Genomic DNA, 16,686 nt, shown 5'->3' with positions numbered 1-16,686 from the left:
ATTTCTGTCCCGATCCTGCTGTGATGAATATCGAGTTCACCATTTATTCGGTTATGCTGCAATCAGTAACGCACACAGTGAGGTTGTTATGAAACCGCGGAACACATTACTTTCAGTACTTTTTGTTACGTCAGCCCTATCGACTCAGGTTTTTGCTCAGAACTTTGATGTCGTCATTCTGAATGGCAGGGTTATGGATCCCGAAACCGGGTTTGACCAAGTTGCAAATGTAGGCATCAACAACGGTTGGATCACGCAGATTACCGGAGAGACCATCGAAGGTGCCGAGACCATTGATGCGACCGGTCACGTTGTTGCACCCGGCTTCATTGACCTCGAACAACACGGGCTCAGCCCTTTTGGGATCAAGCTGAATTTGCGCGATGGTGTGACAACGCAGATGGATTTTGAGGTGGGCGCGCTCAATATTTCCGAATGGTATGCTGAGCGGGAAAACAACACTCAGGCAAATTTTGGTACTGTCGTGGGGCAGGAGTTTGCCCGCATGCGGGTGCATGATGGGCTGGCGCTCGAAGGGCCGAATGTCTCGATGCCCTATTTCTTTGACTACCGAATTGATGCCGCCGAGGATGGTGTTGATGGCTGGTCAGTCACACGTAGTACTCTGGATCAGATGAATGAAATTACCGCGACGCTTGATGAAGGTTTGCGTGAAGGCGCGCTGGGTGTTGGATCGACCATCGGATATGCACGGGAAGGTATCACGACCTATGAAATGTTTGAGGCCCAGAAAATTGCGGCCAAGTACGGTCGCCTGACTGCCGCGCACCACCGCTTTCATCCCAGCGCATCGACTCCGATCGAAACCGCGACCGGCGCAAACGAGTTGCTGACGAATGCGATGGTTTTGGGGGCCTCGCTTCAACTTCACCATACCAACGACTACGGCTGGTGGGAGATTGAAGAAAAGATGCAGCTGGCCCGGGCACAGGGTCATAATGTCTGGTCAACCTGGTATCCTTGGACCGCGGGGTCGGGGAACTATGGCGCTTCCATTCTCGCACCTGACAATTGGGAAGATTCGATGGGATACAAGTATGAGGAAACCATTTTCGATCCTCAGCTTGACAGATATGTCACAAAGGAAGAATTCCTCGAATTCAAAGACTCCGAACCCGGGCGCACTGCAATTGCCTTTAGCCCCCCCCGCGAGCAGTGGATCAAGGATTGGATCAAGGTGCCCAATTTTGTCATCTCGGGCGACGGTATGCCGGGGCTGAATGAAAAAGGAGAGCGGCTTGATTGGGATTCCCCGTTCGAAGACTATGCAGGCCACCCGCGTTCGGCTGGTTCACACGCTATTCTGTTGCGGTTGGCACGTGAAAACGATGTGCCGCTGATGTTCTCTTTGTCGCAGCTTAGCTATTGGGCAGCCAAACAATTGGGTGACGCCGGTATTCAGGCAATGGACGTGCGTGGGCGTATGCAAGAAGGCATGATCGCGGATATCACCATATTTGATCCTGAAAATGTTTCGGAAAACGCCACCTATTCAAAGGGCAAGAACGGTCTTCCCTCTACTGGCATTCCTTATGTTCTGGTGCATGGCACAATTGTTGTTTCCGACAGCAAAGTTTTGAAAGGCGTAAACCCTGGGCAAGCTATCCGCTATCCAGTGGAAGAAGTGGGCCGTTTCGAGCCCTCAAACAAAGAACAATGGCTGCGCACCTTTACCATCGACACCGGTGGTGCCCGCCCAACACTGTATGACGACATACTGGATGATCAGTCATCCCTCGAGCTTCCTCAATCCAGTGAACCGGTGGACTATCGCGTGGCCAAGGTCGATTTGACCAAAGTTGAGCCGCAAGATTGGTTTGCGCAGCCCAATGCAATGGATGATTCAGAGTTGTTCCTGTGTCGGGTCCATGGCGTTTATGAGGACAAGGTCACCGCACAGCAGGACTGGGCACAGGAACTGATCGCGAGGAATTCTCAGGCGTCCCCTTATGATCCTCTGTCGGTAACGGGCACCACAGGCAACTGAGTTCAAAAGGACTGACGTGGGCGTCGGTGATGAACACTTTCCACCAGAGTTCGGCACCGGGCGCCATCCCAATGAACACAAAGACCAAAGTTGGCCAATTTGAACAATAGCAAAGAGGTTCCTGAGAACGACGTGTCGGCGGGTTCTTTAGACTTGTTGTCTATTCCGGCAGTTGCTCAGGTCCTTGGTGGACCTGTGTCTGTCCGGTGTGAATTGGAGACGGGTTGACGGCCCCACGAATGGCCCTCAGTTGTCGCAATAGCTGCATGACTTTGGATGAACATCGGTGATCGACGTTTCGCGCAAACGTTGCACGAGGCTCTCTTCTATTTCTTCGAGGACTTCGGCAACGCGCGTTTGTAGGTCTGTTTCGACGCTGCAATGCGAAGGCTCGGCGTCACTGTCGCTTCCTGATACAAGCCGTTCATCCAACGCCAGGTAGACATCTGCGAGCGTGATGCCGCGGGCCTGTTTGGCCAAACGCCACCCACCCGCATGTCCTTTTTCCGACACCAATAGACCTGCTTCCCTGAGCTTCCCAAGAACACGGCGCACGACTACGGGATTCGTTCCGGCGTGATCGGCAATATCTGCGGAAGTTCGCACGCGGTCGGGATCACCCGCCATGTGGCTGAGCGTGTGCAGGGCGAGAGATAGGCGACTGTTCCGCTTCATGCGCAAAGTTTCTCCATATCGTGACCAAACGTAACAATTGTAGTTGCATTAGTCTAGTAACTGCGTAAGTTGCGTGATCGTTATTGCACGCGTTGGAGATCATAGATGCCAGATACTCGACTTCCCGTCACCGTCTTGTCCGGATTTTTAGGTGCGGGCAAAACCACCCTGCTGAACCGCGTGCTCAACAATCGTGAAGGACGACGCGTTGCGGTCATCGTCAATGACATGTCCGAGGTCAACATCGATGCGGACCTGGTACGCGCGGACACCGAACTCAGCCGCACGGATGAGACGTTGGTCGAGATGTCAAACGGCTGCATCTGCTGCACGTTGCGTGACGACCTTTTGGATGAGGTACGTCGGTTGGCGGCCGAACGACGGTTTGACTATTTGCTGATCGAAAGCACCGGAATTTCCGAGCCATTGCCTGTTGCTGCCACCTTCGATTTTCGGGACGAGTCCGGTAACAGCCTATCTGATGTTGCCCGGTTGGATACGATGGTGACGGTCGTCGACGCGGTGAACCTGCTCAACGACTTCTCCAGCCACGATTTCCTGCGTGACCGCGGTGAAGTCATGGGGGATGAGGATGAACGGACGCTGGTACATCTGCTGACTGACCAAATGGAATTTGCCGATGTGGTGATCCTGAATAAGGTCGCTGATGCGTCTGAGGCACAGGTGGATGCAGCCTGCAAGATCATACGCAGCCTGAACGCCGATGCCGAGATCATCGAGGCCAATCATTCACAGGTTGCGGCAGAGAAGATTCTCGACACAGGTCTTTTCGATTTCGACAAGGCGCATGAGCATCCGATGTGGGCCAAAGAGCTTTACGGTTTTGCAGATCACGTGCCGGAGACCGAAGAATACGGTGTGACTTCCTATGTCTATCGTGCACGCCAGCCCTTTATCCCTGAGAAGATCCTGTCGGTTCTGAACGGCGATATGCCTGGCGTGATCCGCGCCAAGGGCCACTTCTGGATCGCCACGCGCCCCGAATGGGTCGCAGAGTTCTCGCTTGCTGGATCACTGTCGAGTGTCAAACCGATTGGTACCTGGTGGGCCAATGTCCCCAAAGAGCGTTGGCCTGATCACGCATCCGCGCGTGAGTACATGCAGCAGCATTGGCAGGAGCCATGGGGCGACCGTCGGCAGGAGCTGGTGTTCATTGGATCGGGCATCGATTGGTCTGCTCTTAAGGTCAAACTTGACGCCTGCCTTGTTCCATCTGTGTTGGCTACCGGGCCCGGTGCCTTGCCGCTCGATATGCCCGACCCGTTCCCGGGCTGGCGGCGCGTCGAGGATGCCGCATGAACATCGCGACATCGATATCAGCTGATCAGCCTGCTGGCGTCAGCGTTGTGCGCGACGCAAGAGGCTTGGAGAGCTTTCGTGATTCGGCCTGCGCAGCCACGCTTTGGGATCGTGCGGCGTCGCCCGATGCCATTTCATGGCTTGCCGGGCTGGACGCGGACACTCTGCCCTGCGGGCGGGTTGTAGTGCTGGCAAACGCAGTCGGCGAAACGGCCCAGCATCTTTGCGATATCGCTGGAATGCCAAAGGGACAACAGTGCGACTGGCTGATTGATGATATCGCCAGTCTGGCTCAGCGCTTTTCCGATCTCATGCAATCCGCCTATCTTCAACTCAGGCTCGAAGCTGTTGCAACAAACGCCTGCCGAAAGTTCCACCTTGATGCGATCATGGGCAGGCTGGTGTGCACCTATCGCGGGACGGGCACGCAATACGGAACATCCGTGAGTGGTAAAGAGCCTGAGCATATTTTCACCGTTCCAACCGGCGCACCCATTTTGTTGCGCGGGACGCGTTGGCCGCCAAAACCAGAGATGGGTCTGTTGCATCGCTCACCTCCGATTGAGGGGACGGGTGAAACCCGCCTTGTGCTCGTTCTTGACCCGATCTTTGATCTGGAAACGGCCGAATGAACCGCAATCTCGGACAAAGCAGCCTGCGTCGCAAAAGGCGTTCCGGTGATCCTATGGATGCCTTTGACGGATTGCCTGCACCAGTTCGCCAATGGGTCGCTCGGGCGGCCTTGCCGTGGTCTCCTGCCTCCGTTCGCCGCATTTGGTCCAAGTCGCGGGCCAAAGGGTTGTCAGCGGAAGAAGCGCTTCAATCGCTCACCCTTGCCGAAGCCCGCACATTGGCCCGTGATCGACAATCCACTGCTTTCAAACTCAACTCAATGACCTGAAGGAAATGCTCATGTCGTTCTATTCACGGCTCGCCTGTGCCGCAGCACTTGCCCTTGGCATGGCTCTGCCCGCTACAGCCCAAGAGGGCAGCCTCACCATCTCCGTTGGCTTCGGGCCAACAGCCGAAGTTCCCGATCCGCGTGCCAGCTACAACGGCTGGATGTCAAACCAGACTGGCGTGACCGAAACGCTAATGGGGATCGACTATGATATGAACCTCTACCCGCGTCTGGCAGAAGCGATCGACCAATCATCGCCCACTACATGGCGCGTGACTGTGCGCAAGGGTGTGACCTTCCACGATGGCTCTCCGGTGACGGCGCAGGCAGTCATTGATGCGATTGCACCGATCTCGGACAAAACCCACGCAGGTCATAACGCTCGGGGCGCAAAGCTGCTTGATCTGGCCGACATGTCGACGGACGGAGACACAATCGTCGTGTTCGAGACAAACAGCCCGAACGCCGCCTTCCCCTGGACCCTGTCCGAGCCCGCAATTGCGATCCTGGGCACTCCGTCTGAGGCGTTTCCGATCAATGCCACGGGACCGTATGTGTTCAAGGAGGCGGTGCCAGAACAGCTTTACCGCGTGGAAGCGAACGCCAACTATTGGAAGGGTATGCCCGGCTTGGAACAAGTTCGCGTCGTCGCCACCGCGAACCCGGCCACGGCCGCACTGGCCTTTGAGGCAGGCGAAGTTGATCTGGTCATCAACTATCCCGAAACTGACTTTGACCGGATCAGGGCAACCGGAGCGCAGGGCTTTTCCGCACCGACGGCACGGCTTTACTTCTACACCGTCAACGCGACAAGCGGGCCAATGGCCAACCCACTGATCCGTCAGGCTGTGTCCTATGCAATTGATCGTCAGGGTATCGTCGAAGCGGCCTTGTCCGGCGTCGGTGGTGTTCCAGCAGGGACGGTCTACCCCAAGGGCACAGTTTGGGCCGCAGATCTTCCTGCCACCTATGATCCCGCCAAAGCCGAAGCGCTGCTCACCGAGGCGGGCGCGGTCAAGGAAGGGAGCACATGGATGCTGGAGGGCGCTCCGCTGGAGATCGACATCGTCACCTATTCGTCGCGTGCGGCGTTGCCGCCGACGGCTGAGCTGACCCAAGCTTTTCTTGCTGCAATCGGCGTAAAGGCCAATATTACGGTGGGCGAATGGGGCGCGAGCAATGATGCGATTGTAGCGGGCGAGGCTGATCTCTTCTTGCAAGCGTGGGTAACGACACCCCAGGGTGACCCGGGTGCAGTGCTGGAAACCTTGTTGAAGTCTGACGGAGGTTCCAATTCTGGAAGCTTTGCCAATACGCGCCTTGACGAGCTGCTGGACCAAGGTCGCCTGACCTTCGAGCATGAAAAGCGCAAGGCGATCTATGACGAGGTGCAGGAGATCATTGCGTCTGAGGTCGCCCTGATCCCCGTTTTCCACGTAAGCCAGACGAATGTGGGCGTCGCCGGCTTGACCGGCTATCAGGTGCATCCAACCGAAACCTACTGGATCACGCACGAGACGAAGCTGAGCGAATGACAATGACCGTAACCGGCCTAACCGCAGTGCGCTCGGGCCGGACCATTCTCCATTCCACTTCGCTGAATATCCCATTGCGGGACCGCATCGGTCTCGTCGGGTCCTCTGGCTCAGGAAAATCTACGCTCGGACACGCGCTGATCGACGATCTGCGCGCGCAGGGTCACAGCGTTGCCCACGTGCCGCAAAGCCCGGAGGAAGCGCTCGATCCGTTGCGTTCCATGGCGTTTCATTGGCGCGAGGCGGAAGTGGCCTTGGGGCTCGCGCCTGATCGTGCGGATCAGGCAGCGCTGTTTGTCGCGCTGAAGATTGAAGGGGGTGATCTGCGCAAACGTCCTTGGAGCTGGAGCCGGGGTATGCAACAGCGGTTCGTCATTGCCATGGCCCTGCTCGGCGACCCAGATCTGATTGTGCTGGATGAACCCACCTCTGCGCTTGATCCAGTTGTGGCCGCTGCAACGATGGAACTCCTCGGCGGTTTTTTGGATGGTAAAGACACGGCAATGATCCTGATCACCCATGACCTTGGCCTTGTTGCACGGCGAGTCGAAAGACTGATGGTGATGGACTCTGGACATTTGGTCGAACAAGGGCGGACCAAGGAGATATTGGAACGACCAAAGACGCGGGCAGCCAAAGCCCTTTCAGCGCATCGAAATTGGATGGCGCTGCCGTGTTGAAGGTGAATGGCCTTGTGGTGAAACGTGGATCGCACGTCACGTTGGAGGACATCTCGTTGTCCTTGAATGAGGGTGAAACACTCGCGGTGGTTGGCGAAAGTGGAGCTGGTAAATCCACATTGATCGCCGCAATCTTGAACCTGTTGAAACCCTCGGCGGGCGAGATCACATGGCACGGCAAACCGATACGTGCCGCCCGCCCCGCATTGGTCATGCAAGAGCCGCGTGCCGCCTTCAATCCAGCGCTCAGCCTGCGACGGTCTGTGATGGAGCCGGTTGTGGCGCAGGGGATTGCATTAACAGAAGGTCGGTTAGAGCGGCTTTGTGCAGGGTTGGAACTGCCGCTCGACCTGCTGGAGCGCCGTCCCGATCAAGTCTCCATTGGTCAAGCGCAGAGGGCTGGCATTCTGCGCGCCCTGATTGCCGCACCACCTCTTGTGTTATTTGATGAACCCCTTTCAGCGCTCGACGCGGTGACGCAGAAACACACGGCGCAATTGATTTCAGGTCTCCAAAGCGAAGAAGAATTTGCCGCACTGATCGTCACCCATGACATTGGCTATGCGATCGCCCACGCGGATCAGGTCGTGGTGTTAAAGGCCGGGCGGGTCGAAGAGACTGCAAATGCCAAAACCTTCGCACTGAATCCGCGATCGCCCTATTCCCGCGCCTTGCGGGATGCCGCAATCTCGCTTGGTGCGCTCGAGGACGCGGCATGATCAAAGCAATTGGCGGCCTGGCGCTGCGCGTAGTCGTCGTTTTGTCGGGGACAGCGGTTCTGACGTTTGCGCTGCTTTGGAATGCACCCGGTGACCCCGCACAAACCATTGCCATGGCCCGCTTCGACGCGCTCTTGACCGAAGACGTGATCGATCAGGTCCGCGAGGAGGTCGGATTGAACACGAGCTTTTGGCAAGCCTTTTGGGCATGGCTTGGCCCGTTGATTAGGCTCGATTTCGGCTATTCTGCGGTAACGGGTCGTCCTGTCTGGCCCGACCTTTGGGCGGCCATAACCTATACCTTCCCGCTGGCCCTGGCCGGGTTGGCGATCGGTCTTGCAACTTCGCTGCCGCTCGCGATCCTTGCCACCAAACGTCCGGGCGGGCTGTTGGATCGGGGCGCAGTTGCGATCGCATCACTTGGTGCCGCGATCCCGGCCTATTGGCTTGGGCTTTTGCTGATCTTGCTGTTTGCTGTTCAGCTCGGATGGCTTCCTGCCATGGGTGCGCGGACACCGGTCCATGCAGTCCTGCCCGCGGTTACGTTGGGCCTCGGTGTCGCCGCCTCGCTGACCCGGATCATCCGGTCGAGCATCCTTGAGGCCAGAGGCCAGCCTTTTCTGCCTGCGATCCGTCGGCGTGGCGTCAGAAGCAAAGCAGTGGCACTAGACCACATTGCCCCCCATGCCGCGATACCTGTCGTCACAGTCTTTGGGCTCGAACTGGCCTTCTTGCTCGAAGGGGCGGTGCTGGTTGAGGTCATCTTTGGCCGCCCGGGTCTGGGCACCTTTTTGGTCACCGCGATCACTGCGCGGGACTTCCCGCATGTGCAGGCTGTCGTCGTTTTGACCGCTCTTGTCTTTGTCGTGGTAAATCTGCTGACCGACATCATCTATCGCGCCATCGACCCCCGGATTGGAACCGAAGATGCGTAGCGTAGTGATCGTCGCCACAGGTCTTGTCGCTCTTGCGGTTCTTGGCCCGCTGCTTGCACCATATGACCCCGCGGCGATCAACATTCCAAACCGTCTTTCCCGCCCAAATGCGACGTTCCCGATGGGTACAGACGCGCTTGGGCGGGATGTCCTGTCGCGGTTGCTTTTTGGTGCGCGGTGGTCCTTGGGGCTGGCGTTCCTGATCTCGCTTCTGAGCCTCTTCATTGGGACGTCAATCGGCCTGATGGCAGCGCTTGGCGGCAAGTATGCGGATTGGTCGTTGATGCGCGCAACCGATACCTTCCTGGCATTTCCTGAACTTGTGGCGGCCGTGGTCATCGCGGGGCTTATGGGTGCGGGGACCTGGAGCCTGATCTTTGCCCTCAGCGTCACAGGCTGGATGCGTTATGCCCGCGTGGCCCGGGGCATCGGTCTGTCGGTTCAAAGCCGCGGATATGTGGTGCAAGCCCGTTTGGCCGGGTTGCCCGGGTGGTCTATTGCGCTGTGGCATTACCTGTCGTCGCTGATCCCATCGCTCGCCGTTGTCTGGACCGGCATGTTTGCCCGCGCGATCCTTGGCATCTCTGCGCTTGGGTTTCTCGGCTTTGGTGTCCAACCCCCGAACCCCGAGTGGGGTGCGATGTTATTGGACGCGCGCGTGCATATGCGCTCGACCCCTCTACAGATGATTTGGCCAGGGTTTGCAGTTGTCATCTGTGTTCTCACCATCAACCTTGCTGGCGATGCGCTGCGTGACGCAATGGCCAATGAAGGCGGTCATGAATGAGCGATCAAGCGTCGGGAAAACGCTGCGAGACCTTTGGATTTCGTCGGATTTGATGTAACCGTCGAGGATATCACCGTCTGTGCCGATCGCCCGCCACAGCGAATGCTTCATGCCCGGGATCGTGATCAGGACTGCAACCAACTGCCGCTTGTCGTTTGGCCGTGGACGATCCCGGCAAGAGGAAGGCCTGTTTTGTTTGGTGCCTGAGCGGAAGTGTCTGCGGGTGTTCAAGGGGCAGAGCGATCGGCTCGTGATTTGATACTGGGGTCGGATTCTACATCTGCGGAATTTGCTGCCACTCCAGGGCATAGTGTCCAGACCGCAGGAGCCATATGGCGCGCTCATCTGGCGGTTTCCATTCCAAATCAATCTGGTACACTTTGATTGCGTTGTGATCTGACAGCGCCAAACAGAGGGGCAGATCTGTCGCCTCATGTCAGAAATTGAATTAGGAGTCTCTGGCAGCAACCGAATGTGCAATTGATCTGGTTCGAGCTGCTGTTTGTGTCATTGATGAAAGCCATTGTTCTCAACGCGTTTCGCGAACCGATGTTGCATTTCCTTGTGATTGGGGCCGTTTTGTTTGCGGTTTTCAACCTGAGGAACGATACCACACAGGATCAATCGGACCAGATTGTGGTTACCGCCGGTCATGTTGACCAGCTGGAAGCAGGATTCAAACGGTCCTGGTCGCGGGCTCCGACCGATCAGGAGCGCGAGGCGCTGATCTCTGAATACATCCGCAGCGAAGTGTTCTACCGAGAGGCCGTCAAGTTGGGATTGGATCAGGGAGACGGGGTGATCCGGCGCCGATTGCGGCAAAAGCTCGAATTCATTCTGGAAGATGTTTCCGCGCTGGTTCCGCCAACGGACGATGATTTGCGTCAGTACCTTGAAAACAATGCCGAAAAATTCCGGCTGGAATCGCGCCTGTCGTTTCAACATATCTATCTCAGTCCCGAAAAGCGCGACGATATTGGGGCGGATGCCTTGTCAATACTGGCGCGTGTTGAGGCTGGCGAAGACCCTTGGCAATTGGGAGACACCATCATGTTGCCGCTTGCGGTCGAAGGGGCTTCGTTGAGCCAGATTGACCGGGAATTTGGCGACGGTTTTGCCAGGGCGCTGGAACGGGTGCCAGTAGGGCACTGGGGCGGGCCGGTTCAGTCCGGATTTGGTGGGCATCTGGTTTTTGTCAGCGAACGGATCAAAGGGCGTTTGCCGGACCTCGATGACATCCGCGCCAAAGTTGCGCAAGATTGGTTGCGGGCGCAGAAACAAGATCTGGAGGACAAGACCTATCAGACATTGCGCACGGGCTATGAAATCATAATAGAGCCAACAGAAGACGATCAATCCGCACGCCAGGTGACCCAATGATAAAAGGGTATGGCCTTGTGTTTGCCGTCATTGTCTCGGCTTGCCTCTTGCTCTTTGGGTCCGGAGCTCGGGCGGACGACTCGCAACCTGGGTATCTTGAGTTTTCGGAAATTTCCGATGGACGATTCAGCGTACTTTGGCGCATTCCAAAGGCGGCGAATGCGCAGACTCCGCTGGCGCTGATCTTGCCGGATACCGTGCAGAACCTGACCGCGCCGACAACCACGGCAATGTCGAGAACCATTGTTGAAAGACGTCTGATCCAGGTTGCTCCCAACAGCTTTGCAGGCAGCCGGATCGAGGTTGACGGTTTGTTGGAAACCAACACCGATGTGTTGGTCCGGGTTGCGTTTTCGAACGGGGTGGCGACCACGTCTTTGTTGCAGCCATCGCAAAACTGGATGATCGTTCAAGGCCCTCGAAGCGCGGCCCAGATCACCTGGGATTATACGGTTTTGGGGTTTGAACATATCCTGGAGGGCTTTGACCACCTGCTGTTCGTCTTGGCCCTTCTGCTGATTGTCGGGCCGTCCCGGCGGTTGTTCTGGGCCATTACGGCCTTTACCGGGGCACATAGTTTGACATTGGCTGGCGCTACATTGGGATTGGTATGGGTGCCCGGTCCCCCGGTCGAAGCCGTCATCGCGCTGTCGATATTGTTCCTCGCCGGCGAGATGTTGAAAGTTGTCCGGGGAAAACCCAGCCTGACCGCAAGGTCGCCGTGGTTGGTTGCGTTCACATTTGGGCTGTTACACGGCTTTGGTTTTGCCGGAGCATTGGCAGACGTTGGCCTGCCGCCCCACGAAATTCCTCTGGCATTGCTGATGTTCAATGTTGGTGTCGAATTGGGGCAGCTTGTTTTTGTCTTGGGTGTGCTGGGTGTCACTATGGTGCTCAAAAAAGCCGTGCGGTACTGGCCGACATGGATGGAACAGCTGCCTGCTTATTGCATCGGGTCCATTTCTGCCTTTTGGCTGATCGAGCGTGTCAGCGGGTTCTGACCAATTCCGCGTCTGCTGGGATCTGGCAGGGCTGAGCCAGCCAAACGTGTTCAATGACCCGCGTATCACATTTACTGTGATACTTTTGCAGGCGGGATCTGTCGCCCTCGTTCCAGGATGTTACTGCAACTGCAGAATGTCAGGCACACAGCGTTTTCTGTTTTTTGGCATGGTGGAAGCGCCATCTTTTCTGCGTAACTTGCGCGGGCCGTCTTTTACTTTGACCTTTGGTTTGGACATCGCCCCCGACAGCGAGAATGGCCAGGGGCTGCGGGACAGCGGCTTGCCGATTTTGCGTGGTTGGCCGTGAATGTCCAAGGATTTGTTGCTCAGATTTGCGCTGCCATAGACAACAACCTGAACGTCATCCGTTTCAACCACGATTCTTTTTGAGGAAATTGTTCCATTTGATATCTGCAATGGGGCGTTCATGCACACGATGGGGGCACGGTCCCCTTTGTTCTTGGTAAATAGCCAGGGAATGACCCCAAGGCCGGCAATGTCCAGGAGCTGCGTATCAATGGTGCCATTCGAAAGCGATATTGTTGACCATCCCTTGAGAGACTTCAGAAAATCTTTGCCGGAGGCGTGATTGCCGGAGACGTCAAAGCTGGCATTCAGAACCCCGCTGACACCTTTTTTGAAATGCAGGGCGTGCATGATTTTGCCCAGATCCCAACCACCTGTTGACCCTGAAACATTGACGATATCGGGGTTCTCATCCAGGTCCATCGAGCCGGTAACTTCAAAGCTGCCACCCGCATAGTCGAATGTCATCGGTCCCAGGCGCATTTTCCCACCCTTCAGCTCAAGATCGCTTTTCAGGCTGGACTTTCCTCTTTCGCCAACAACTTCTTGCAGGTCGATCGCCACTTCCAAGTCCATCCCTGACAACAGGATTGACCGCCCCAAAGGCAAGAGAGTGAGATCCCGGAATGGCCCCGGTGGAGGTTGCGTTTCGCTCGGCGCATCTTCGTCAACAGTACTGTCGTCTGTCGGCGCGCTGTTTTGCTTTGCGGCATCTTCCAGTTTGGCGATCCTGGAAACCTGCATTGCCGCCGCAATCAGCGTTCTGATATCTGCCATCTGGATCAGTTCGCTTTCGATCCTGCCACGGACAATTGCATTTGGATCCTCGGCATCCAGTGTCACGTTGAACCCCAGTTGAGAGTCAGCAACAGAAACGCTGGCGTTGGATCGCCAGTCCGGGCCTTGGCTGTTGAGTTTTGCGGCGATCGTCAAAGGGCCTGTGTCGATTGGCTCCAGACCCAGGGCACCGAGCGTTTCGGCACCCGACACGATGTCTGCGGAAAGGTCCACAGCGATCTGGTTCAATGTCAGAATGTCTCCAACGGATCCTTTGGCGGTGAGATGCCACAGATCCGTATCTTGCGTTGCGGCATTAAGATCGGACAGCATCAACCCGTCCAGGCTGCCCGTCAGCCGAAACCCACCGGTGACTGTGCCCAAGATATCCGAAGTCTGGAATAATTCCGGCGATAGCAAGCTGGCCGTTGGCAAGGAGAGGGTTCCGCCGATATCAATGCCTTTGACTTGCAATGCATCGCTGATGGCCCCCTGAAGCACAACAAGGGGAGCATCGGGGGGACCCAGCCGCAGCGTGGCGTCGCCGATCGCCAACAGCCCATCCGGCGTTCTGGAGATATCAGATACCGCGATTGGTGGGGGCCCTTCTCCGCCGGTGTCCATGACGAACCCGTTGGTTTCAATCACCATCTTGCGCAACGGGATATCCCCGTCGCGGTTGGCGAGTTGCATGAAAACGCTGACCAGCTTCAGATCACGGCGCAAGGCCGTCTTTGGCGGTTCTGCATTTTCTGGGTACAATCTAATCGTGGTATCCAAAACCGCATTCGCCGGGTTTCCGGTGGGACCCAATGACCGTTTGACAACAACGCTTTGCCCACCGGTCAAGGACACGACCAAGTCGGCACCACCAACAAAGGTTTTACCGTCTTTGCGGATGATTTCTGCGCCTGCCTTGCTGGTTCCTGAAACCACCTTGTTGAGTTTCAAAACATCCTGCAGCTGGCCAAGGTCGTCAATCGTGGCGTCGGCCGTGGCCTGAAAACCTGCGAGGAATCCACCGTCGTCTGGTTTGGCGTCTATTCTCACACGCATACTGTCGAATGCCAGTTCAAGACTGGACGGGGCGTCGGGGTGGAATTCTCCGGACAGCGTGAAACCCTGACCGTTCAGATCACCGTTGCCCCGCAACTGAACGGGTTCACTGGTATCCTCCCGCGTGATGGCAAGTTCTGGCATGAGCAGGTCAAGGTCGAGACCATTGCGCCCATCGCGATAGACAATTTCCGCATTAGTGATCTGTAGTTTGTGGTCAGAAACGAGCCCGGATATTCCGGTGACTTGTCTCGGTTTGCTGGGGGTGTTGGGTTTGACTGACTTCGATGCCGACGCCCAGGATGTTGTGCCGTCTTCCTTTGCGATGAGGTTGAAGGTAACCCCATCAACACCAAGGTTTAGCAAATCAATTTTGCCTTTGAGCAAGTCGGCCAGAACAAGGCTGAAGTTCAACTGGGATATCTCGGCAAGGTTGATATCATCGAGAGTCGGGCTTGGCAGCGTCACCCCCTGGGCTGATATGTTCAACACCTGCCCCAGTTCAATTAGAACGCCGCCCTGAATCTGTACATTCTGACCGGTTTTCTTGTTCAGGATCCATTCGGTCAACTGGCCTCTGGGACCTGCCAGAATGGATGAAGACAATACCAACCAAACCAAAACGACCAAAAATATGGAGAGCCCAAGGGTCAGAGCCAAAATCCGTTTACCCCAATGTTGCATCTGACCTATCACCTCATTTCCGGCCTTAAACCTGACCGGTTTTCGATACCCGCATACGAACTTGGCCCGTGGCCAGTGACGTCGAACGGGTGCTTGCCCTTCAAAATAGGGGACAGTCAACTTTGATCGCGTTGATTGCATCCTGTCAATATTCAGGGAGTTTAGGAGGAGGTGGCTGGAAATGCGACCCGTCTTTGACGTCAGATGTTGATTTCTGAGAAAAGTCCAAGTGTCGCTTGGGTCGGACAAAATTATGAGGTGACGGACCGGGCCTGCACCTTATACTCTGAAAAGAATATATGTGTTATTTGATGCAAGATTTATCGGACCATGCCCGGCCCGTGTCTGGCGGTCCTGTCCGAGATTGGATTTCTTTTGAGGGGCGTTTTAAGGGGAGTTGACGTAGATTGGTCGGGCCTCCGGTCGCAGATGCGCTGCGGATTGAACAGATTGGGCGAGCGAGAATCTAAGGGTTTTCAGTAATGGATAAACGTATCTTGGGCATGGTTGGCGTAGGGTTGGTGAGTTTTGCCCACTCCTTTGCTAGGCCTGCCAATGCCCAGCAAACAGATGCGTCAGAAGCAGAAAACGCTTTGGAATCTTCCCAGAACTGGTCCAGGAACTGGGAGGAAAGCTGGCGCGATAGTTTGGCCAAGCGTCAGTCGTTTTGGCAGAAACTTTTACAATGGCAGATATCTGATCACACGCTTGTTCGGATCTATGGGCAATTCAACCTGGGGCAGTTGAACTATGATGACGGGTTCAATGAGATCAACACCCTGCGTGACAACCCCAACGCGCCCAGCCGTATTGGTGTCCGGTTGGACACCGATTTCAACAATGGTGGAAATCTGTTCCTGAACATTGAATCGGCGTTTGCCCGCAGCACCTATGACGGCATTTTTCGGGGCGGCGTCGGATCCGGCAATAGCGATGCCTGGAACAAAACGCTGCTGCGCAAATTAGAAGCGCGGGTGTATAATCCGCAATTGGGGCATTTTTCCTTTGGCCAGGGCAGCATGGCCGGCGACGGGATTACAGGGTTCGACTTTTCGGGCACTACTGTCGTCTCTTACAGCAGTGTCGGCGACACGATTTCAGGTATCCCGGCCCGTCAATTGGACGGAACAGAAAGCACACTCGACCTGCAGACCTTTTTCCCTGTGTTTGATGCCTCTCGCCGGTTCAGGTTTCGTTATGACAGTCTGGCCCACAGCAACGCCTCCATTTCCTTTGCCATAGGCAAGGAAGTGCTGATCGAAAACGATGACAATACCTATGCCGATATTGCGCTTCGTTATGAAACAAGCTGGCGGGGATTTGGTGTGAAGGCGGGTATTGCCTATGCCTACAACGACAGTTCACCGGCTTTCTTGTCTGGTTCCGTCGCGGGCCTGGATGAAGAAAGTGGGTTGAATTTTGCGGTGGCTGCCGGGGCAAACGATATAGATGGTCGGTTTTTGTATGGAAAGCTGGGTGTCATTCGCCAGCTGTCCCAGTTGGGGACAACAGCCTTTTCAGTCGATTACTATACTGGTTGGAACCCGCACCAGGCGGCCACCAATTCACGATCCTGGGGGGTCTCGGTCGTGCAACGTATCGATCCCCGAAATCTCGAACTTTATGCAACGTACCGCCGGTATTCGGTTGACGGAACGGCCGTTGCCTATCAGGACGCTGATGCCATTCTGGTTGGTGCTCGGATTTCCTGGTAATCAACGTGAACCGCCTGTGCAGATTCGAATGGCGTGTCCCACGATGGGTGTTGGGCCCAATGCGCACATCAGTTTTGGACAAAATCACCAACGATCTCTTTGAATACCAAAAAATGGGCAGCTTTGCTCCACTCTGTGTTGCAACCGGGTGGACTTGATTGACTTGCCTCGCTGCGTATCGACATAAGCGCGTTTGGCGAAGTT

Annotated in this window: 14 protein-coding genes; 12 read left to right on the top strand and 2 right to left on the bottom strand. The window is 55.9% G+C overall.

Annotated elements, in window-relative coordinates; all coding sequences use genetic code 11:
* Positions 1–88 precede the first annotated feature (88 nt).
* The gene (locus K3727_22410) at positions 89–2,008 is read left to right on the top strand and encodes an aminoacylase (protein ID UWQ93615.1); all 1,920 of its coding nucleotides are present in this window, start codon (positions 89–91) and stop codon (positions 2,006–2,008) included.
* A 246-nt stretch (positions 2,009–2,254) separates the two neighbouring features.
* Here K3727_22410 and K3727_22405 read toward each other — a convergent pair whose 3' ends face one another.
* Positions 2,255–2,683 (bottom strand): Rrf2 family transcriptional regulator, encoded by a 429-nt coding sequence (locus K3727_22405; protein UWQ93614.1) that lies wholly within the window; start codon positions 2,681–2,683, stop codon positions 2,255–2,257.
* Between the two features lie 105 nt (positions 2,684–2,788).
* Between K3727_22405 and K3727_22400 the strand changes: the two genes are divergently transcribed.
* The 10 genes from K3727_22400 to K3727_22355 all read left to right on the top strand — a co-directional run bounded on the left by K3727_22400 (position 2,789) and on the right by K3727_22355 (position 11,941).
* Positions 2,789–4,003: a GTP-binding protein gene (locus tag K3727_22400; protein ID UWQ93613.1), complete on the top strand. Its 1,215-nt coding sequence runs from the start codon at positions 2,789–2,791 to the stop codon at positions 4,001–4,003.
* Entirely contained in the window at positions 4,000–4,635 is a 636-nt protein-coding gene (locus K3727_22395) for a DUF1826 domain-containing protein (GenBank protein ID UWQ93612.1), read from the top strand. Before K3727_22400 ends, K3727_22395 begins: the two co-directional genes overlap by 4 nt.
* Complete coding sequence (locus K3727_22390) at positions 4,632–4,904, top strand: hypothetical protein (protein UWQ93611.1); 273 nt, start codon at positions 4,632–4,634, stop codon at positions 4,902–4,904. The genes K3727_22395 and K3727_22390 overlap by 4 nt, the downstream gene beginning before the upstream one ends.
* 11 nt (positions 4,905–4,915) lie before the next feature.
* A complete protein-coding gene (locus tag K3727_22385) occupies positions 4,916–6,439 on the top strand; it encodes an ABC transporter substrate-binding protein (protein ID UWQ93610.1) in 1,524 nt (507 codons plus the stop codon).
* On the top strand, positions 6,436–7,119 hold the full coding sequence (locus tag K3727_22380) for an ATP-binding cassette domain-containing protein (GenBank protein UWQ93609.1): 684 nt from the start codon (positions 6,436–6,438) through the stop codon (positions 7,117–7,119). The genes K3727_22385 and K3727_22380 overlap by 4 nt, the downstream gene beginning before the upstream one ends.
* On the top strand, positions 7,113–7,838 hold the full coding sequence (locus K3727_22375; GenBank protein ID UWQ93608.1) for a dipeptide/oligopeptide/nickel ABC transporter ATP-binding protein: 726 nt from the start codon (positions 7,113–7,115) through the stop codon (positions 7,836–7,838). The genes K3727_22380 and K3727_22375 overlap by 7 nt, the downstream gene beginning before the upstream one ends.
* On the top strand, positions 7,835–8,773 hold the full coding sequence (locus K3727_22370; GenBank protein UWQ93607.1) for an ABC transporter permease: 939 nt from the start codon (positions 7,835–7,837) through the stop codon (positions 8,771–8,773). The genes K3727_22375 and K3727_22370 overlap by 4 nt, the downstream gene beginning before the upstream one ends.
* Positions 8,766–9,560: an ABC transporter permease gene (locus K3727_22365; protein UWQ93606.1), complete on the top strand. Its 795-nt coding sequence runs from the start codon at positions 8,766–8,768 to the stop codon at positions 9,558–9,560. The genes K3727_22370 and K3727_22365 overlap by 8 nt, the downstream gene beginning before the upstream one ends.
* Before the next feature lie 474 nt (positions 9,561–10,034).
* The gene (locus K3727_22360; protein ID UWQ93605.1) at positions 10,035–10,940 is read left to right on the top strand and encodes a peptidyl-prolyl cis-trans isomerase; all 906 of its coding nucleotides are present in this window, start codon (positions 10,035–10,037) and stop codon (positions 10,938–10,940) included.
* Positions 10,937–11,941 carry a HupE/UreJ family protein gene (locus K3727_22355; GenBank protein ID UWQ93604.1) on the top strand — a complete coding sequence of 335 codons (1,005 nt, stop codon included), beginning with the start codon at positions 10,937–10,939 and terminating at the stop codon, positions 11,939–11,941. Before K3727_22360 ends, K3727_22355 begins: the two co-directional genes overlap by 4 nt.
* Before the next feature lie 120 nt (positions 11,942–12,061).
* Here the strand turns inward: K3727_22355 and K3727_22350 are convergent, their stop codons facing one another.
* A complete protein-coding gene (locus tag K3727_22350; protein UWQ93603.1) occupies positions 12,062–14,767 on the bottom strand; it encodes an AsmA family protein in 2,706 nt (901 codons plus the stop codon).
* Positions 14,768–15,249: 482 nt separating this feature from the next.
* On the opposite strand from K3727_22350, the gene K3727_22345 reads away from it, so the two are divergent.
* Entirely contained in the window at positions 15,250–16,482 is a 1,233-nt protein-coding gene (locus tag K3727_22345; GenBank protein UWQ93602.1) for a porin, read from the top strand.
* Positions 16,483–16,686: the final 204 nt, after the last annotated feature.

It is taken from the genome of Rhodobacteraceae bacterium M382, assembly GCA_025141015.1.
GTDB lineage: Bacteria > Pseudomonadota > Alphaproteobacteria > Rhodobacterales > Rhodobacteraceae > Aliisedimentitalea > Aliisedimentitalea scapharcae.
Note: the sequence above shows the minus strand (reverse complement) of the source record. Positions and strands in the feature narration are given on the sequence as shown.